Annotated in this window: 20 protein-coding genes; 9 read left to right on the top strand and 11 right to left on the bottom strand. The window is 58.7% G+C overall.

Annotated features, from left to right (window positions below; translation table 11 throughout):
* The first annotated feature begins 44 nt into the window (after positions 1-44).
* The 3 genes from HAT86_RS05880 (at position 45) to HAT86_RS05870 (ending at position 2,894) form a co-directional block, all read left to right on the top strand.
* On the top strand, positions 45-1,529 hold the full coding sequence (locus HAT86_RS05880; RefSeq protein WP_167194386.1) for an AMP nucleosidase: 1,485 nt from the start codon (positions 45-47) through the stop codon (positions 1,527-1,529).
* Positions 1,530-1,659: 130 nt separating this feature from the next.
* Entirely contained in the window at positions 1,660-1,947 is a 288-nt protein-coding gene (locus HAT86_RS05875) for an HU family DNA-binding protein (protein WP_167194384.1), read from the top strand.
* Between the two features lie 71 nt (positions 1,948-2,018).
* Positions 2,019-2,894, top strand: coding sequence for a DMT family transporter (locus tag HAT86_RS05870; protein ID WP_167194382.1), 876 nt, complete (start codon positions 2,019-2,021; stop codon positions 2,892-2,894).
* Positions 2,895-3,014: 120 nt separating this feature from the next.
* On the opposite strand, the gene aroC is transcribed toward HAT86_RS05870, so the two are convergent.
* Positions 3,015-4,118, bottom strand: coding sequence for a chorismate synthase (gene aroC / locus HAT86_RS05865; protein WP_167194380.1), 1,104 nt, complete (start codon positions 4,116-4,118; stop codon positions 3,015-3,017).
* A gap of 127 nt (positions 4,119-4,245) precedes the next feature.
* Positions 4,246-5,364 carry an alanine dehydrogenase gene (gene ald, locus HAT86_RS05860; RefSeq protein WP_167194378.1) on the bottom strand — a complete coding sequence of 373 codons (1,119 nt, stop codon included), beginning with the start codon at positions 5,362-5,364 and terminating at the stop codon, positions 4,246-4,248.
* A 137-nt stretch (positions 5,365-5,501) separates the two neighbouring features.
* On the opposite strand from ald, the gene HAT86_RS05855 reads away from it, so the two are divergent.
* Complete coding sequence (locus HAT86_RS05855) at positions 5,502-5,960, top strand: Lrp/AsnC family transcriptional regulator (RefSeq protein WP_167194376.1); 459 nt, start codon at positions 5,502-5,504, stop codon at positions 5,958-5,960.
* Between the two features lie 59 nt (positions 5,961-6,019).
* Positions 6,020-7,603 (top strand): GMC family oxidoreductase, encoded by a 1,584-nt coding sequence (locus tag HAT86_RS05850; protein ID WP_167194374.1) that lies wholly within the window; start codon positions 6,020-6,022, stop codon positions 7,601-7,603.
* A gap of 303 nt (positions 7,604-7,906) precedes the next feature.
* Here HAT86_RS05850 and pnp read toward each other — a convergent pair whose 3' ends face one another.
* The 8 genes from pnp to HAT86_RS05810 form a co-directional block, all read right to left on the bottom strand.
* Entirely contained in the window at positions 7,907-10,042 is a 2,136-nt protein-coding gene (pnp, locus tag HAT86_RS05845) for a polyribonucleotide nucleotidyltransferase (protein ID WP_167194372.1), read from the bottom strand.
* A 253-nt stretch (positions 10,043-10,295) separates the two neighbouring features.
* Positions 10,296-10,565 carry a 30S ribosomal protein S15 gene (gene rpsO, locus HAT86_RS05840; RefSeq protein WP_167194370.1) on the bottom strand — a complete coding sequence of 90 codons (270 nt, stop codon included), beginning with the start codon at positions 10,563-10,565 and terminating at the stop codon, positions 10,296-10,298.
* Positions 10,566-10,711: 146 nt separating this feature from the next.
* Positions 10,712-11,752 (bottom strand): calcium-binding protein, encoded by a 1,041-nt coding sequence (locus tag HAT86_RS05835; RefSeq protein ID WP_167194368.1) that lies wholly within the window; start codon positions 11,750-11,752, stop codon positions 10,712-10,714.
* Positions 11,753-12,021: 269 nt separating this feature from the next.
* On the bottom strand, positions 12,022-12,276 hold the full coding sequence (locus HAT86_RS05830; protein ID WP_167194366.1) for a hypothetical protein: 255 nt from the start codon (positions 12,274-12,276) through the stop codon (positions 12,022-12,024).
* 59 nt (positions 12,277-12,335) lie between these two features.
* Positions 12,336-13,022, bottom strand: coding sequence for a L,D-transpeptidase (locus tag HAT86_RS05825; protein ID WP_167194364.1), 687 nt, complete (start codon positions 13,020-13,022; stop codon positions 12,336-12,338).
* 8 nt (positions 13,023-13,030) lie between these two features.
* Entirely contained in the window at positions 13,031-13,330 is a 300-nt protein-coding gene (locus HAT86_RS05820) for a thioredoxin domain-containing protein (RefSeq protein WP_331272505.1), read from the bottom strand.
* A gap of 105 nt (positions 13,331-13,435) precedes the next feature.
* Positions 13,436-13,933 (bottom strand): c-type cytochrome, encoded by a 498-nt coding sequence (locus HAT86_RS05815; RefSeq protein WP_167194362.1) that lies wholly within the window; start codon positions 13,931-13,933, stop codon positions 13,436-13,438.
* The gene (locus HAT86_RS05810; RefSeq protein WP_167194360.1) at positions 13,930-14,070 is read right to left on the bottom strand and encodes a multicopper oxidase domain-containing protein; all 141 of its coding nucleotides are present in this window, start codon (positions 14,068-14,070) and stop codon (positions 13,930-13,932) included. Before HAT86_RS05810 ends, HAT86_RS05815 begins: the two co-directional genes overlap by 4 nt.
* A gap of 141 nt (positions 14,071-14,211) precedes the next feature.
* On the opposite strand from HAT86_RS05810, the gene HAT86_RS05805 reads away from it, so the two are divergent.
* The 3 genes from HAT86_RS05805 (at position 14,212) to HAT86_RS05795 (ending at position 16,896) form a co-directional block, all read left to right on the top strand.
* Positions 14,212-15,405 carry a tyrosine-type recombinase/integrase gene (locus tag HAT86_RS05805; protein ID WP_167194358.1) on the top strand — a complete coding sequence of 398 codons (1,194 nt, stop codon included), beginning with the start codon at positions 14,212-14,214 and terminating at the stop codon, positions 15,403-15,405.
* Positions 15,406-15,894: 489 nt separating this feature from the next.
* Positions 15,895-16,101, top strand: a complete 207-nt coding sequence (locus tag HAT86_RS05800; protein WP_117153525.1) for a hypothetical protein — start codon at positions 15,895-15,897, stop codon at positions 16,099-16,101.
* A 27-nt stretch (positions 16,102-16,128) separates the two neighbouring features.
* The gene (locus HAT86_RS05795; RefSeq protein WP_167194356.1) at positions 16,129-16,896 is read left to right on the top strand and encodes an Arm DNA-binding domain-containing protein; all 768 of its coding nucleotides are present in this window, start codon (positions 16,129-16,131) and stop codon (positions 16,894-16,896) included.
* Here HAT86_RS05795 and HAT86_RS05790 read toward each other — a convergent pair.
* Positions 16,893-17,177 (bottom strand): hypothetical protein, encoded by a 285-nt coding sequence (locus HAT86_RS05790; protein ID WP_167194354.1) that lies wholly within the window; start codon positions 17,175-17,177, stop codon positions 16,893-16,895. The genes HAT86_RS05795 and HAT86_RS05790 overlap by 4 nt on opposite strands.
* A gap of 202 nt (positions 17,178-17,379) precedes the next feature.
* Here HAT86_RS05790 and HAT86_RS05785 point away from each other — a divergent pair, with 202 nt between their 5' ends.
* Positions 17,380-17,832, top strand: coding sequence for a Rossmann-like fold-containing protein (locus HAT86_RS05785; protein WP_167194352.1), 453 nt, complete (start codon positions 17,380-17,382; stop codon positions 17,830-17,832).
* The last annotated feature ends 28 nt before the right edge of the window (positions 17,833-17,860 follow it).

The following is a 17,860-nucleotide window of genomic DNA, read 5'->3' as shown; positions in this document are numbered from 1 at the left end:
CGCCATGTCAACGTCAGACCCGACACAACCCTCAAGGATTGCGCATGACGTCGAAACTCACCGAGTCCTCGTTTCTATCGCCGGACCTTCCCGAACCAAGGCAATTCACCGATGCGCGCGCAGCGGTTGACCATCTGACCAAGCTCTATGATGTGGCCACCGGGTTCTTGTGCGACGCCTTCAATCAGGCCATGCGCGGCCAGCTTCCGGGCCAGCGTATCCGTGCGTTCTATCCCGAAATCCGGATCACAACGGTCAGCTATGCCCAAGTCGACAGCCGCCTCAGCTTTGGTCATGTGGCCGCACCGGGCAGCCACGCCGCCACAGTGACCCGCCCCGATCTGTTCCGTCATTACTTGGAACAACAGATCGGCCTGCTTTTAACCAATCATCAGGTGCCAGTTACCATCGGCGCATCTGATACGCCGATCCCGATTCACTTTGCGGTCGCAAACGACCCCTCGATCACCGTGCCGCAAGAAGGCGCTGCCGATTTCACTCTACGCGATCTGTTCGATGTGCCCGATCTTGGCACCACCAATGACGATATCGTCAATGGCACGCATAAAGCCGCCCCGGACGGAACCGAACCGCTGGCCCTGTTTACCGCGCAGCGCGTCGATTACTCTCTGGCGCGACTGTCGCATTACACGGCCACCGACCCCGAACATTTCCAGAACCACGTGTTGTTCACGAACTACCAGTTCTACGTGTCCGAGTTCGAGGCCTATGCCCGCAAAATGCTGCGCGATAAGGATAGCGGCTATACCGAGTTCGTGGGCACTGAAAATATCAGTATTTCCACCGCTGATGCCCCGATGCCGATATCGTCCAAACAGCCGCAAATGCCCACCTTCCACCTCAAACGTGCGGACGGGTCCGGGATCACGTTGGTCAATATCGGCGTCGGGCCATCCAACGCGAAAACCGCAACCGATCATATCGCCGTCCTGCGCCCCCATGCGTGGATCATGGTGGGACATTGCGCAGGGCTTCGAAACACCCAAAGGCTGGGCGATTTCGTTCTGGCCCATGCGTACCTGCGCGAAGACCGCGTTCTTGATGCCGACTTGCCATCATGGGTGCCAATCCCGGCGCTGGCCGAAATCCAGATCGCCCTTGAAGAGGCGGTTGAAGCTGAAACCCAACTGGAAGGCTACGACCTGAAGCAGGTCATGCGCACCGGCACCGTGGCCAGCTTGGACAATCGCAACTGGGAATTGCGCGACCAATCCGGGCCCGTGCAGCGCCTCAGCCAGTCGCGGGCCATCGCATTGGACATGGAAAGCGCAACCATCGCCGCCAATGGGTTTCGCTTCCGGGTGCCGTATGGAACGCTGTTATGTGTCTCCGACAAACCGCTGCACGGCGAGTTGAAGCTGCCGGGCATGGCCTCGGATTTCTACAAAACGCAGGTGTCACGACATTTGCTGATCGGAATTCATGCCGTCGAACGCTTGCGCCGGATGCCACTTGAACGCATTCACAGTCGCAAATTGCGCAGCTTTAACGAGACTGCCTTCCTGTAACGCCGCAAAATCCCCACAAAACCCATGAAAACCACTTGCTTTTCGCCACTATTCATTGTGTTTGGTCACAACATACAGTTAAAATCTGCACATGAGGCCCAAACGCAGGGCAGTTGAAGGAGACCATGAAATGGCAAAACCGATGACCAAAACACAGCTTGTCGCAGCCCTGGCCGAAGAAATGGGCGCTGATAAGAAATCTGCAAGCACCGCATTGGATTCCGTGATCGCGATCATCACCCGCGAAGTATCCAACGGCGGCGCCGTCACCCTGCCCGGCGTTGGCAAAATCTACTGCCGCGAACGCCCCGAGCGTATGGTGCGCAACCCTGCCACCGGTGAACAGATCAAGAAAGAGGCCGACAAGGTTGTCAAGATGACCATCGCCAAGGCCCTCAAGGACAGCGTGAACGGCTGATCTTGCAAAGACCGCGCGTTTAGGAAAGGGTCGCCCAAGCAGGCGGCCCTTTTCAATTCGGGAGACACATATTGGATATCCGTGCGATCTTGATGGGGTTGGCGTTTGCCGTCATGTGGTCCAGCGCCTTTACCTCGGCCCGGATCATCGTGGCATCTGCCCCACCGCTGACAGCACTCAGCCTGCGGTTTCTGGTGTCGGGCATCTTTGGGGTGCTGATCGCCTTGGCGCTGCGCCAAAGCTGGCGGCTGACACGCCCCCAATGGCGCGCAACGATCATCTTCGGCATTTGTCAAAACGCATTGTATCTTGGCATGTATTTCATGGCGATGCGGACGGTCGAGGCCTCGCTGGCCGCGATCATCGCCTCGACCATGCCGCTATTGGTCGGGCTGGCAAGTTGGGCTTTGCTCGGTCAACGGATCGGCTTGGTGGGTGGAATGGGGCTGGTTGCTGGCGTCATCGGTGTCGGCATCATCATGGGCTCACGCCTGCAAGGCGGTGCTGACCTTTACGGTGTTGGGCTATGCATCGGCGGCGTTCTTGCGCTCACGCTGGCCACTCTGGCGGTGCGCGGGGCCACCTCGGGCGGCAACTTTTTGATGATCGTCGGCCTGCAAATGCTGGTGGGCAGCGTCGCTTTGGGTGTCGTCGGCCTCAGCTTTGAGCCTCTGGTCATAGACTGGAGCTGGCAGTTGATCGCGGCCTTCATATACACCACGCTGATTCCCGGTCTGGCCGCCACCTTGGTCTGGTTCAAGCTGGTCAACCGGATCGGCGCCATCAAGGCGGCCACGTTTCACTTTCTCAATCCGTTTCTGGGAGTTGCAATCGCCGCCGTCATTCTAGGCGAAACCCTTGGCCTGACCGATATGGTTGGCGTCGCGATCGTGATGGCGGGCATTCTGGCCGTCCAACTGTCGCGCCAAAAGCAAGCCCCCGCCTGACCCAAGGCTTTCCACGCTGCCCCCCGGTCACCCCTTCTTCTGTTCAAAAATATCCCGGGGAGTTTGAGGGGCAGCGCCCCTCATACCCAAAAACCTGCGCGCCGCAGGCGCACAATCAGATCACCCGATGGTGCCGCGTGGCCCTTCGCCGACCTGCCCCCGATGCAGTAGGAAATGATCCAGCACCACGCAGGCCATCATCGCCTCGGCGACAGGCACCGCCCGGATCCCAACACAGGGGTCATGCCGGCCTTTGGTCACAACCTCGGTCGCGGTGCCATCCATTCGGATCGAGCGGCGCGGCGTCAGGATCGACGAGGTCGGCTTAACCGCGAAGCGCACCACCACGTCCTGCCCCGTGGAAATTCCCCCCAGAATGCCCCCGGCATGGTTCGACGAATATTCTGGGCCATGTTCGCCCATGAAAATTTCATCGGCGTTTTCGGTTCCGGTCAACCGTGCAGCGGCCATGCCCTCGCCCAGCTCGACACCTTTGACGGCATTGATCGACATCATCGCTGCGGCCAGATCGGTATCCAGCTTGCCATAAACCGGCGCGCCCAGACCGGCAGGCAAACCACGCGCCACGACCTCGATCTCGGCCCCGACCGAGTTCTTGTTCTTGCGCAGTCGTTGCAGATAGGCCTCCCACTCGGGCGCGGCGGCGGCATCGGGAATCCAGAAATCATTGCCGTCGATCGCATCCCAGTCAAACCGGTCGCGGTCGATCGTGACCTCACCCATGCGCGTCATATAGCCCTTGACCGCGATGCCCGGGATCAACGCGTTCAACGCCGCCCGCGCCACACCACCGGCAGCAACGCGCGCCGCGGTTTCGCGCGCCGAACTGCGCCCGCCGCCGCGATAATCGCGCAGCCCGTATTTCTGGTGATAGGTGATATCGGCGTGGCCGGGGCGAAACGTCTGGGCAATCTCACCGTAATCACGGCTGCGCTGGTCGGTGTTTTCGATCATCAATTGGATCGGCGTGCCGGTGGTCTGGCCATCGAAGACACCTGACAGGATCTTGACCGCATCAGGCTCTTGCCGCTGCGTGGTGTTCTTGTTCTGCCCCGGCCGACGCTTGTCCAGCCACTGCTGCAAAAACACCTCGTCCACGGCAATGCCCGGCGGGCAGCCATCCACGGTGGCCCCAAGGGCCGGCCCGTGGCTTTCCCCCCATGTGGTGACGCGAAACAGGTGACCAAACGTATTGAGGCTCATGATGCTGCACTCCTTTGCTCCGGTGTCCTAGCCGGGCCGGCGCGGTGCCTCAAGCCATTTTGCAAATCGCAAACCGGGACAGCCCCGCCCGAGGCGGCCCCGGTCGGGGGCGACGAGGGGCCGCGCCTTAGCCTTTGATCACCTTCTCGGGCGAAATCACGTCGATTCCCAGCGCCATGCCCACGGCGTAATAGGTCAACTGCCCGGCATGGACATTCAGACCGTTCAGCAGATGCGGATCATCGGCGCAGGCCTGTTTCCACCCTTTGTCAGCAAGCGCCAGCATGAACGGCATGGTCGCGTTGCCCAGCGCGATGGTCGAGGTGCGCGCCACGGCCCCCGGCATATTGGCCACGCAATAATGCATGATCCCGTCCACCTCGTAGATCGGATCGGCATGGGTGGTCGCCTTGGAGGTCTCGAAACACCCGCCTTGGTCGATGGCCACATCGACCAGAACCGAGCCGGGTTTCATCGTCGGAAATTGATCGCGCCGGACCAGCTTGGGGGCTTCGGCACCGGGGATCAGCACCGCACCGATCACCATATCGGCCTGTGTCAGATGCTCGGCCAGCAAACCGGCCGACGAATAGCCGGTGTTGAACACATTGCCAAATACGTCATCAAGATACCGCAAGCGGGCCAACGAACGGTCCAGCACGGTGACATCCGCGCCCATGCCCGCAGCAATCCGCGCCGCATGTGTGCCGACAACACCGCCACCGACCACAAGCACCTTGGCCGGGCCAACACCCGGCACACCGCCCATCAGCACGCCGCGCCCGCCATTGGCCTTTTGCAGCGTATACGCCCCCACTTGCGGGGCCAGTCGCCCGGCCACCTCGGACATGGGGGCCAGTAGCGGCAGGCCGCCGTTGCCATCGGTCACGGTTTCATAGGCAATCGCGGTACAGCCTGATTCCAGCAAATCCTTGGTTTGTGCAGGATCCGGGGCAAGGTGCAGATAAGTGAACAACACCTGACCCTCCCGCAGCATCTTGCGTTCAGCCGCTTGCGGCTCTTTCACCTTCACGATCATGTCGGCAGTGGCAAAAATTTCCCCGGGCGTGTCGATGATTGCGGCGCCAGCGGCCTGATAATCCGCATCCTCAAAGCCCGCGCCTTTACCGGCACCGGCCTGAATAAACACCTCATGGCCATGCGCCACGGCCTCTTGTGCTGCATTCGGCGTCATGCCAACACGGAATTCCTGTGGTTTGATTTCGGTCGGGCATCCGATTTTCATTGGGGGGCTCCTCCTCCTGAAGTGTCATCATAGTCTCACAAACCGCGCACAATCGGATTGAAATTTCCGTCGCAATTTTTTGTTTTTTGTGAATAAGCTGCGAATATAGTTCGAAATCTGCGAAAGGTATTTCAAGTATGGCACTTGATGCGATGGATCGTCGTTTGCTTCAGGTTCTTCAAAAGCGTGGGCGCATCTCCAACGCCGATCTGGCCGAAAGCGTAAATCTGTCCGCCAGCGCCTGTCACCGGCGCGTGCAGAGATTGGAATCCGAAGGGTATATCCGCGACTATGTCGCGCTTCTGGATGCCCGCAAACTGGGTGTCTCGGCCACGATATTCGTGGAAATCACCCTGTCCACCCAAGCCGACGAAGTGCTGGAAGCCTTTGAAAAGGCCGTGGCGCGTATACCTGACGTGCTGGAATGCCACCTGACGGCGGGTGCTGCGGATTATATCCTCAAGGTCGTGGCCGAAAGCACCGAGGATTTCGCCCGCATCCACCGCCAATACCTGACCCGCCTGCCCAGCGTCGCCAAGATGCAATCCAGTTTTGCCCTGCGGACGGTGTTCAGCACAACAGCCCTGCCCGTCTGAGCAAGCCTTGCGGCAGGCTGGGATTTCGCTACCGTTACAGCATTGAGGAGGCGACCGTCATGCAGTGGGATTACATCATCGTTGGCGCAGGCAGCGCCGGGTGCGTTCTGGCCAATCGGCTAAGCAAAAAGGGCCACAAGGTGCTGCTTCTTGAGGCGGGCGGGCGTGACAATTATCACTGGATTCATATCCCGATGGGGTATCTTTACTGCATCGGAAACCCCCGCACCGATTGGTGTTTTCGCACCGTTGAAGAGGCAGGCCTGAACGGTCGATCCCTGATATACCCGCGCGGCAAGGGCTTGGGTGGGTGCAGTTCGATCAACGGCATGTTGTATCTGCGCGGTCAGGCCGCCGACTATGACAGCTGGCGGCAAATGGGCAATCCCGGCTGGGGTTGGGATGACGTTCTGCCCTACTTCAAACGCTCGGAAGATTACGTTGACGGACCGTCCGAAATGCACGGCACCGGCGGCGAGTGGCGGGTTGATAACCAGCGCCTGCATTGGGATGTTCTGGACCACTGGAAACAAGCCGCCATGGCCGCCGGGTTGCCGGAAACCGATGATTTCAACACCGGCAACAACGAAGGCGTGGGGTATTTCAAGGTTAACCAACGCAAGGGCTGGCGGCTGAACACGGCCCGCGCCTTTTTGGGAGCGCGCAGTGGTGAAACGCTCAAGGTTGAAACACAGGCCCAGACACACCGGGTTTTGCTGGACGGCGCGCGCGCCATTGGCGTCGAATACGAACAGGGCGGCACCGTGAAAACCGCCCATGCCAGTGGCGAGGTCATCCTGTGTGCTGGTGCCATCGGAAGCCCGCAAATCTTGCAACTATCAGGCATCGGCCCCGGCGATTTGTTGCAGCGGAACGGGATCGAAACGCAGCTTGATCAGCCGATGATCGGGCGAAACCTGCAAGACCATTTGCAATTGCGCTGTGCGTGGCGGTTGAGCGGGGCAAAAACCCTGAACACGCTGGCCAATTCACTGTGGGGCAAGGCTGCGATCGGGTTGGAGTATCTGCTGCGGCGCTCGGGGCCGATGTCGATGGCGCCCAGCCAATTGGGGGCGTTTGCCAAATCCCGCCCCGATCTGGCCACGCCGGACCTTGAGTATCACGTTCAACCCCTGACACTGGATGCGTTCGGCCAGCCGTTGCACGATTTCCCCGGCCTGACGGCCAGTGTGTGCAACCTGCGCCCCGAAAGCCGTGGACATATCGCGATCACCTCGCCGAATCCGCAAGACGCGCCCGAGATTGCACCGAATTACCTTTCGACAGAAGGCGACCGGCAGGTCGCCGCCGCATCCATCCGCCTGACTCGGCAGATTATGCAACAGGCCCAGATGCAACAATACGACCCGCAAGAGCTTAGACCCGGTTCATCGGCCGAATCCGAGGCCGATTTGATCAGGGCTGCGGGCGACATCGGGACCACCATCTTTCATCCTGTGGGCACGGTGCATATGGGCCCCGAGGATGGCGCACCGCTTGATGCACGGTTACGCCTGCGCGGGCTTAATGGGCTACGCGTCGTGGATGCCAGTGTGATGCCCACTATCACCAGCGGCAACACCAACTCGCCCACGATCATGATTGCTGAAAAGGCCGCCGACATGATTCATGCGGACAGCTGAGGCAGTAGCGGCCCCGGCGTTTCCACCGGGGCCTGACCGGAGCACAGATCCGCAAGTGATCTGGCACGACCAGCTTACTAAGAACACGGCACTCACTTAAATGGCACTTGGAACATGAAACTCGCCACACGTGTAACTTTGCAGCAAGCGCCGTGCGAGATCATGGGGAAAAAACTATGATTCGTCCCGTATGGTATTCCATACCTTTGAAATCAATTTCTACCTGACGTTGCGTAATTTTTGCCCACCAAAAAAGCCCCGGCAGCGATGCCGGGGCCCTGTCTTGCGATACGGTCAGGACGCTTACGCGTCGGCCGCATCCTCTTTCGTCATTTCTTCGCCGGTTTCTTGATCAATCATCTTCATCGACAGGCGTACCTTGCCACGATCATCAAAGCCCAGCAGTTTGACCCAAACATCCTGACCTTCTTTCAGAACGTCAGACGGATGGTTCAGACGGCGGTTTTCGATCTGGCTGACATGCACCAAGCCATCGCGCTTGCCAAAGAAGTTCACGAAAGCACCGAAATCAACGATCTTGACGACCTTGCCTTTGTAAATTGCACCCTCTTCAGGCTCGGCGACGATCGAATGGATCATCTCATAGGCTTTCTGGATCGCTTCGTTGTTGGGCGAGGCGATCTTGATCACGCCGTCATCGTTGATGTCGACCTTCGCGCCGGACACTTCGACGATTTCACGGATAACCTTGCCACCCGACCCGATCACTTCACGGATCTTGTCTGTGGGAACGGTCATGGTTTCGATCCGCGGTGCGTGAACCGAAAATTCGCTAGCTTCGGTCAGTGCATTGGCCATCTCTTTCAGAATGTGCAGGCGGCCGTCTTTGGCCTGTGCCAGCGCTTTCTTCATGATCTCGGGCGTGATGCCCGCAACCTTGATGTCCATCTGCAGCGAGGTGATGCCGTTTTCGGTGCCCGCCACCTTGAAGTCCATATCACCCAAGTGATCTTCGTCACCCAGAATGTCTGTCAGAACGGCATAGTCACCATCTTCTTCAAGGATCAGGCCCATGGCCACACCGGCCACCGGTGCCTTAAGCGGAACGCCTGCATCCATCATCGACAAAGACCCACCACAGACCGACGCCATCGAGGACGAGCCGTTGGACTCGGTGATCTCAGACACGACGCGGATGGTATAAGGGAAATCGGTTGCGGCAGGCAAAACGGCCTGAAGGGCGCGCCATGCCAGTTTACCGTGGCCCACTTCGCGGCGACCCGGAGGGCCAACGCGGCCCGCTTCACCAACCGAATAGGGCGGGAAGTTGTAGTGCAGCAAGAAGTTCGAGCGGAAATTACCGTGCAGCGCGTCGATGATCTGTTCATCGTCGCCGGTGCCCAGCGTGGTCACCACAAGACCCTGCGTTTCGCCACGGGTAAACAGGGCCGAGCCATGCGTACGCGGCAAAATACCGGTTTCGGAAACAATCTGGCGCACAGTATCAAGGCTACGCCCGTCAATCCGCTTGCCCGATTTCACCACATCGCCACGTAGAACGGTCGCTTCCAGCTTTTTCAGGGCCGCGCTCAGGTTGGGGTCTTCCAACTGCGCCTCGGTCAGCGCCTCTTTGATCGCCTCTTTGGCGTCGGCCACGGCGGTGGTGCGTTCCTGCTTGTCGGTGATGGCATAGGCGGCACGCACCTTGTCTTCACCGGCGGCTTTCACGGCCTCGTACAGCTCGGAGTAATCCGGCGGAGTGAAATCAAACGGCTCTTTCGCGGCGTCCTCGGCCAGATCGATGATCATATCGATCACCGGCTGGATCTGTTCATGCGCGAAATTCACGGCGCCCAGCATTTCTTCCTCGGACAGCTCGTAGGCTTCCGATTCCACCATCATCACGGCGTCTTTGGTGCCGGCAACGACCAGATCAAGGCGTTGATCGGGGTTGTTGCGCAGGTCGTGCATGTCTTCGACATCGGGGTTCAGGATGTAGTCGCCACCCTCATAGCCCACACGGCAGCCTGCGATCGGCCCCATGAACGGCGCGCCCGAAATGGTCAGCGCAGCCGACGCGGCAATCATCGCCACCATATCGGGGTCATTGACCAGATCGTGCGACAGCACGGTGCACATGACCAGCGTTTCATTTTTGAAGCCCGGCACAAACAGCGGACGAACCGGACGGTCGATCAGGCGTGCAGTCAGCGTTTCCTTTTCGGTAGGCCGCGCCTCACGCTTGAAAAAGCCGCCGGGCACTTTGCCTGCGGCATAGTATTTCTCTTGGTAGTGCACGGTCAGCGGAAAGAAATCCATACCGGGCTTGGGGGCTTTGGCAAAGGTCACGTTCGCCATGACCGAGGTTTCACCAAGCGTGGCGATGACCGAGCCATCTGCCTGACGGGCAACCTTACCCGTTTCCAGTGTCAGCGTTTCCTCGCCCCACTGGATTGATTTTTTAACTTCGTTGAACATCGTCGTTTCCTAACTGGAGGCCCTCCCGGGCGTATCCCGGGTCCTCCGTTTCAATGGCGGCCCCATTGCCGCCGACCCCTTCATCCTCACATGCGCCGGGGTCAAAGCGTCACGTCTCAGATACGCGCGCCATACAGCAGAACGCGCGATTTGGAAAGCAATTTGCGCTTTACATCGGGATCATCGACCACACCCCAACAAAAAAACGCCCGCAACGGGTGCGGGCGTTTTCAAGACGTTCAAATCGCAGCGCTTAACGGCGGATGCCCAAACGCTTGATCAGGTCACGATACCGCGCCTCATCCTTGGCTTTCAGGTAGTCCAGCAACTTGCGGCGCTGTGCGACCATCTTCAAAAGACCACGGCGACCGTGGTTGTCTTTTTTGTGGGTCTTGAAATGCTCGGTCAGTGTCGCGATGCGCGAGGTAAGGATCGCAACCTGCACCTCGGGCGAACCTGTGTCGCCGTCTTTGGTTGCGAAGTCTTTCATCACACGGGCTTTTTCTTCTACAGTAATCGACATCGGGGTCTCCTTTTCAATAAAGGGTGAAGGGCACAAGCCGGGATGTCGTCCAGCGAGGTCCTATGGAGAAACGCCCCATGCAAAACGGGGATGCGTGCGTTTAGTAGATATACGGGCAAAATGAAAGCCCAAATTCCATTGCCGCGTCAGACGGGCCAACCACTGGCCAAAGTGCTTTCGGCAATCAAGGTGACATGATCCAAAGTCAGACCATCGGTCCCCTCCACGGCCGCGATCCGCACCCCGTTCAACTCGACATGCTGACGGCTCGGGGTTTCTTCATCCTGCGTGATCGTCACGTCTGGGTCAGGATCAACGCTGTCATCGTAGATCACCATCAGCGAATCTTCGGCTGCGGAAAAATCGGTGACCTGCGCCTGATGATCTTGCGACAGCCAATCGCCCAACGCCACGGTATCGGCGCCGTCGCCCGTGCTTATGATATCGTCGCGCCCCGCCAAAATCAGGTCATCACCGCCGCCGCCATTCAGATAATCGCCTTCATCCAGATCCTGGATACCCGGCACATCCGGATCGTCAACAACGCCACTGATCGTGTCATTGCCCCATCCCCCAAACAGCGTATCGGCCCCACGCCCGCCTTGCAGAACATCATCGCCCAAATCACCGTGCAAGGCATCCGCACCGTCCTGCCCCAGAAGAACATCATTGCCCGCGCTACCGACAAGGCTGTCATCGCCATCGCCACCTAACAGCGTGTCTGCCCCGTTATGGCCAAATATCTGATCGTGACCGGAGCCCCCTACAAGGCTGTCATTATCATCGCCGCCATGCAGGGTATCATCACCCGATTGACCATCTACCGTGTCGGCCCCTGCACCGCCAAACAACTGGTCGCCACCAAAGCCGCCGAATATCAGGTCATCCCCTGCACCGCCGTTGATCTGATCGTTTACGTCAGATCCATTGATCGTATCTGCGCCGGGCTGACCCGTGATGATTTGCCATTCAGGATCGGCAGTATTTTCCGGCGGATAAGGCGCGTCTGATAGCAGATCGCTTTGGCCCAGATTATCGACCTCGGCCAGCAGATCATCCGTGCCACTGCCATCTGGCAAAGGCATGTTCAGCACGTCATCCTCAGCATCCTCCGCGCCGATATCGAAGCCGAAAAACGCTGTGGCCCCAACAGCCATCATACCCAAAAGACCTGCAAGAAGCAGCATAACACCAATCCAACTAGTACAGCAGCCAATGAGCCACAAAGCCCTTGCCCAGTCAAACCTATCTCGTGACCTTGGTTAATCTGCGGATGATGTTTGATGACATCGCGCGCGATGGTGCGACCACTGAGGCTGAAGAGATCTTCTATGCATGGCGCAATGTGCTCGAAAAGGGCGCGTGAAATGAAGCGATAGGTCTTGGTTAAACGCTCGGCAATCTTTGCAGGCTATGCACCGACCGGAAACGCCGCCACTGGCGCAGAGTTCTACTGTCACGCCGTGCAGATCGGTCGCCCGTCTACGGTTCTAAGTGGCAAGAAGGTTGTTTCGACCGGCCCGTCGTGAAGATACCAGTAACATCCGTCGCGCGGCAAAAGGCGCGCGGTCGCGACATTCTGGTAGGGCGCCGCAAGGGCAACGACCTGCTCGGGAATAGCGCCGGGATCCTTGTCCTCTGTGCCAACGCCAGCCGTGCAGCCGCTCAGCAAGGCCGAAAACGCAGAGCCGATAATGAATTTTCGTATCAAGTCCAGTCCTCCCGCATGGTCAGGTCGCCGGGTGTGATCCGGCGTTTCGATTTCTGCGATCAACTATGCGCGCTGACATAGTCTTCCGGCGGATGCAGGTAGGCTGTCACGCCAGTTTCAACCTTCGGATAGAGCGCGTTGATATGGGTCATGACCATCCGCACGCAGCCTGAGCTTGCGCGGCCGCCAATAGAGCGGGGCTCCGGCGAGCCGTGGATGCGCAGATAGGTGTCGCGATCACCGACGAAGAGATAAAAGGCCCGCGAACCCAGCGGATTTTCGGGGCCCGGCTCCATGCCGTCTTCGACATCCGCGTATAGTTCGGGATCCCGCTCGATCATCGAACGCGTCGGCGTCCAGTGTGGCCACCGGACCTTGCGCCGGATCGTGTAGGTGCCGGGCTCGTAAAGATCGCCGCGTGCGATCGCTACGCCATAGCGCATGGCCGTACCGCCGTGCTCGATATGATAAAGGTAACGGGCGATGGCATCCACATGGATGTTTCCCGGAACAAGGCCCGCACGGGCCTCGACCCGTTGCGGAAGAAAGCGCGGATCAAGGCCCCAGGGATTGGACGTCTTAAGGTCGAAGCGGGGCGGGGTCACTTCGGCATCCCACGCGCTTTTCTGCGCCTCGCTCGGCCAGGAATCCGCCAGAAGCGGCCCCGCGACGGGCGGCGCGAACAGCGCGGAGGCCGTGACGATAAAATGGCGCCGTGTCAGGCCCGTTTTTGCAGCTGTCTTCATTGTTCTAGTTACCTCGCATCGGAGACAAGCGTCCGCAAGTGTTCCACGTCCACGACACCGGGGACAAGGGTGTCGCCGATCACGAATGATGGCGTAGCCGTGATACCAAGGGCCTGTGCCAAGCCTATCGAGGGCTTGGCGCGCCGGCAATAGCGGCAGTTGTCGTCGAAAAACGCGACCACCGTGACATCACCCTCAGGGCTGCCCGGAACTGGCGCATTGGGGTCGCGTTCGTGCGCGAGCAGCTCGACCGGCAACGCTGCCTGCGCCTCGGCCGGTCGGACCTTTAAGATCGCGATGGCCGCCACGAAGCCAGTTTGCGTGCCTTATCCTCAGACAGATCCTAAGCCGCTATCTACAAGGGCAGCGCCAGCGAAAGCGCCATCACGATCATCGAGCTGAACTTCTTCATATCACGTCCCACCGTTGGCCATATCGGCAGCCGTGCGGTCGGCCTGCGTAGCGCGCTCCTGCGCGGGCCAAGTGGATTGGATGTAGGCAAGGACATTCCAGATCTCGCGATCCGTAAGGACATCGCCGAATGCGGGCATGCCGCTGTCGAACTCCACCCCTTGCAGCGCCAGAGCGTCCTGTCCACCGAGCTTCGTGTATTGAAACAAAACCCGATCGGGGTGGTGCCAAGTGTGCCCGGTTTCATTGTGCGGCGGCGCGGGCAGACGCCCCTCCGCGTCGGGAGTTTCCCAATCCGGCTGCCCTTCGAGGTTGGCACCGTGGCAGGACGCGCAGCTTTGGGCATAAAGCGCCTTTCCTTGCGCGATATCCACCGTGGCCGGCATCACTGGCGTGGTGGGATCCATGGCGACCTGCGGTGCATCGCGCAGCGCCAGCCACGCGCCAACCCCGGCAAGGACAAGTGCCACCGGCGCGGCGATCAGACTCCATATTTTCATGTCACCTGCACCCTTGTTATCATGCCGCTTTTGGCGTGGCTGATCATGTGGCAGTGAAACAGCCGGTCGCCGGTATTGTCCACCCAAAAGCCGATCTCGCGGGTTTCTTGCGCGGCGTGAAATAACAGCACACCCATCAAGCGATCCCGTTCTCGCGCTGCACCTTGCGGATATAGCGGGTGATATATTGAACGTCGGCTTGGGTCCGATCCTCAACCCGCCTTCGGGACGGCTTTCAAGCGGGATGTCGCCACCGTGTCAGCCCGCTGGTCCGCGCAATGCGCAACGCGTCTTTTGCAGAATTCACCTGTTCTGCCTGTGGCCATAGATCGTCTCCTTTGCTGCACATGATGCACTTAAAGCAGCGGCACCAAACCGCGACAGGTCCAGTCACGACCGACGAGGCCCGCAAAGCCGCCGAATCCTATCTGGCATCCGCACACCTTGGAAACGATCTGGTTGGAAAGGAACGGCAGGCGCGAGCCGAAATGACCGTCAACCAGCTCTGTGATGACTACATCAAGCACGGGATGACGACCAAGAAGCCGAGCACCATCAAAACGGACCTTGGGCGGATCAACGGTCACATCCGCCCGTTGGTCGGAAAAAAGAAAATCAGCTCTTTGACGCGGCGCGATGTTGAGCAGCTTTTAGTAGACGTTGCCGAAGGAAAGACGGCGCGAGACATACGCACGGAGAAGGGGCGCTCGATCATAACGGGCGGCAAGGGTACGGCAACACGAACCGTTCGACTTTTGGGCGGTATTTTCACCTACGCGATGAACCATGGCCTTGTGAAGGCCAACCCATGTCCAGGCGTGAAGGTCTACAAAGACGGATCGAAGGAACGATTCCTGAGCCAAGACGAATTGGACAGTTTGGCCAAGACACTCGAAGAAGCCGAAACCATCGGTCTGCCATGGACGCTGCGAACCGATGCCAAGACCAAGCACCGCCCCAAAGATAAAAATATGCGCGAAGTCATCTCCCCGCATGTCACCGGAGCGTTCCGTTTGCTCGTACTTACCGGGTGCCGCCTTCGAGAAATCTTGCATCTTCGCTGGAACGAGGTGGATTTGGAGCGCGGCTTGCTGAACTTGCCTGACAGTAAGACCGGACGAAAGACGGTCTATCTGTCGAATGCCGCCATTGAGTTATTGGAGAACCTACCCCGCGCGGGAACCTATGTTGTCGCTGGTGATAACCCAAACAAGCCGCGTGCTGACCTCAAGCGCCCTTGGAAGCGTATTTCGGAACACGCCGGGATTGCGGATGTCCGTATCCACGATCTGCGGCACACATTTGCGTCGGTGGGTGCGGCACAAGGTTTGAGCCTTCAAGTGATCGGTAAGCTCTTGGGTCACAAATCACCTGAGACGACCGCCCGATATGCACACCTGACCGAAGACCCGTTGCGGCGAGCCTTGAACGATATGTCTGGCAGACTGCCTTTCAAGCGCGACAACAACTGAAAAAAGAGTCTCTTCAATTCAGAGCTTTACGCCATGGGGGCAAAAAAGTTGCCATGGGTGGCCGAAAGAAATCAGCGTTTCACTGTATGTAATGCAGCCACAAGAAGCGTGGCATTCCAACGGCAAGAAGGAGTGACACCATTGGAACGTCATCTGAGACCGGATGAAGCTGTCCGGTACATCAACACCAGCTACGGCTTTCGCTACAGCCCCAAGTATCTCGCCAAACTGCGGAGTACGTCGTCGCACGGTCCAACATTCGTGCGCCACGGTGGCAGGGTTTACTACCGCCCGAGCGATTTGGACGCATGGATTGAACAGCGGACCACAGCCCTACGATCCACGTCGAGCGTGGAGTGCGGAATCATCAATTGATTTCAGTGCCTTACCAAAATGAATTGTTGACACCTTCTGAGGGTCTGGTTTGTATTGATAGGTGAAGGCCGTCCTGCCTTCACCATGACGCCAACCAACAGAAAGGGTCTCGTCATGGAAGATCACAATGACAACTTCATCCTCATCCCGGCCAAGAGCGGAGGCGGTGCGCTTGTGCGGCGCAGCCAGATCGCGGGAGGCCGCGCCAACGGTGGCGAAGGGGCTATCCTTTATCTGGCTTCCGGCCCATCCGTCTACACCACGGCAACCATTCCGCAGCTTGCCGAATACCTGGGGGCGCGAAAGGCTGAAATCGCCTGATCCGGTCACGACTTGCGGGGTCTCGCCATGAAGCCCCGCAAGAACCCAACCGACGCACAGATGGTTCGGCGGCAGCAGCGGGAACCCATCGGCCCGAAAGACGCCAGAGCAAGGCACGATCCCTACTGGGCGCTCCGCTTGCAAGGATATTCGGACCAGTGCGCCAAACGCGTCTTCCGAGACATACCACCTCGCTACTACAAGGAAGAACTGCGCGTCTCCGAGGAATACATCGCGGATGTGGACCCGGACGACCTGCTTTTCATTCCTCACGTTGATACCGACCGCCAAGTGCTCGCAGTCATGGTGCGCCCTGACCTGACCGAGGAAACCGTGGCAACTGCCCCACCCCGCGCGATGGAATACACGATCTGGTCCGAAACACCGCATGGGTTCGGCCTGCGCATCCGTCCTAGCGGTGCCCGATCCTACATCGTGATGTTCAGGATCAAGGGGAACAAACGCCAATATAAACTCACTCTTGGCAAGGTGGGTGATGTTGCTTTGGAACTGGCAAGGAAACTCGCACGGGAAGCACGGATTGAGGCATCCGTGGGGAACGATCCGCGACCCATGCACAAGAGCGGCCAACTCCTGCGGCAGGTGCATCAATCGGAGCGCGTCCTGGACGGGTTCCCCCATGTTACCCCCGAGAAACAGGGAAACACCATGCCGTCCGAGACATCAGCCAAAGGGACAAGCAGACCTCAGGCTATGCCTATGGCCTGCAAACACGAGAGAAACACGCTGCAAGATACCTATGCAGCCGAGATTGACCCTGACACGGAGATTTAGCGCCAGAGGCGAAACGGATCGGCAACACGCACAGGAATCAGGAACCACGCGGGCAACACCAAGACCGACCGCTGAATCGCCTTTGCCAATTCCTGTGATTGAGTCTGTGCGGTGGTATCGAAGAGCGTCGGGCAACGGAACGCCCGACAGCAATCACGCGCGTTCACCCGCCGGGGCCGAGATCGCGTGACCAAGGACGGCGGCGGCGCACCCGGCACCCAAAACAAACTCAGCATGCTCTGCCCGTATGAAATGTGCAGATAGAAGATCGCAGCAGTCATTATCTTTGGAAGGATGAAGACGTTGCCCAAGGACAAAATGATAGGACCAAGGAAACAGACCCTTATCGGTTGGGAGATACCGTGGCTTTTCGGGGTGGGCTTACTTCCCACCCCGGAAACAGCACAACCGAACGCATGGTGAAGCAATCGTTAACCTTGCCTCCCTATAGTCGAACGCATCTTTGTTTCGTTGGGGGCTTCTATGTACGAATTTCGCGGTTCCACGCTCTTGGAGGCTGTACAGCAGGCCGTTGGTCGATCCGACCTGCAACTCTCGCACAAGAAGCTACTCAAAAGGAAAGGGAAATTCGACTTCTTGGCACGTGTGCGGTTGGGCAGCGTCCTGTTCGTCGGCGAAGGCAATTTCAGCTTTTCCCTGTCATTGGCAAAGCGAAAAGCTGTGCCGGTCAGCTCTATCGTCGCCACGACCTGTGAAGCGGAAGACGACCCGACTGACATGGCCTACCAGAATGCCCGAAAACTCATCAGACTTGGTGCGCAGGCCAAGACAGGAGTTGACGCAACCCGCCTCTCCGAGACAATCGGCAGCCGCAGATTTTCGACGATCATCTTCCAGTTCCCGAATGTTGCGTCTCGCGATCCGAAGGGGAATGTCCCGCTTGATGTTGAAACTCGCCTGAGTGGCGCAGCTTGATGCGAGGTTATGCGGCGTCCTTGATCTG

Origin of the sequence: Roseovarius gahaiensis, assembly GCF_011601345.1 — a bacterium.
Classification (GTDB): Bacteria; Pseudomonadota; Alphaproteobacteria; order Rhodobacterales; family Rhodobacteraceae; genus Roseovarius; species Roseovarius gahaiensis.
The sequence above is the reverse complement of the archived record's forward strand: the minus strand, read 5'-3'. Positions and strand labels throughout refer to the sequence as shown.

Bases quoted from the DNA above. Each gene is read 5' to 3' on its own strand.
- HAT86_RS05880 (WP_167194386.1), top strand. From the start codon at position 45: ATGACGTCGAAACTCACCGAGTCCTCGTTTCTATCGCCGGACCTTCCC.
- rpsO (WP_167194370.1), bottom strand. From the start codon at position 10,565: ATGTCGATTACTGTAGAAGAAAAAGCCCGTGTGATGAAAGACTTCGCA.
- HAT86_RS05815 (WP_167194362.1), bottom strand. From the start codon at position 13,933: ATGAAAATATGGAGTCTGATCGCCGCGCCGGTGGCACTTGTCCTTGCC.
- HAT86_RS05875 (WP_167194384.1), top strand. From the start codon at position 1,660: ATGGCAAAACCGATGACCAAAACACAGCTTGTCGCAGCCCTGGCCGAA.
- HAT86_RS05825 (WP_167194364.1), bottom strand. From the start codon at position 13,022: ATGAAGACAGCTGCAAAAACGGGCCTGACACGGCGCCATTTTATCGTC.
- HAT86_RS05855 (WP_167194376.1), top strand. From the start codon at position 5,502: ATGGCACTTGATGCGATGGATCGTCGTTTGCTTCAGGTTCTTCAAAAG.
- HAT86_RS05785 (WP_167194352.1), top strand. From the start codon at position 17,380: ATGTACGAATTTCGCGGTTCCACGCTCTTGGAGGCTGTACAGCAGGCC.
- aroC (WP_167194380.1), bottom strand. From the start codon at position 4,118: ATGAGCCTCAATACGTTTGGTCACCTGTTTCGCGTCACCACATGGGGG.
- HAT86_RS05810 (WP_167194360.1), bottom strand. From the start codon at position 14,070: ATGGGTGTGCTGTTATTTCACGCCGCGCAAGAAACCCGCGAGATCGGC.
- HAT86_RS05800 (WP_117153525.1), top strand. From the start codon at position 15,895: ATGGAAGATCACAATGACAACTTCATCCTCATCCCGGCCAAGAGCGGA.
- HAT86_RS05850 (WP_167194374.1), top strand. From the start codon at position 6,020: ATGCAGTGGGATTACATCATCGTTGGCGCAGGCAGCGCCGGGTGCGTT.
- HAT86_RS05835 (WP_167194368.1), bottom strand. From the start codon at position 11,752: ATGCTGCTTCTTGCAGGTCTTTTGGGTATGATGGCTGTTGGGGCCACA.
- pnp (WP_167194372.1), bottom strand. From the start codon at position 10,042: ATGTTCAACGAAGTTAAAAAATCAATCCAGTGGGGCGAGGAAACGCTG.
- ald (WP_167194378.1), bottom strand. From the start codon at position 5,364: ATGAAAATCGGATGCCCGACCGAAATCAAACCACAGGAATTCCGTGTT.
- HAT86_RS05795 (WP_167194356.1), top strand. From the start codon at position 16,129: ATGAAGCCCCGCAAGAACCCAACCGACGCACAGATGGTTCGGCGGCAG.
- HAT86_RS05805 (WP_167194358.1), top strand. From the start codon at position 14,212: ATGCGCAACGCGTCTTTTGCAGAATTCACCTGTTCTGCCTGTGGCCAT.
- HAT86_RS05790 (WP_167194354.1), bottom strand. From the start codon at position 17,177: ATGACTGCTGCGATCTTCTATCTGCACATTTCATACGGGCAGAGCATG.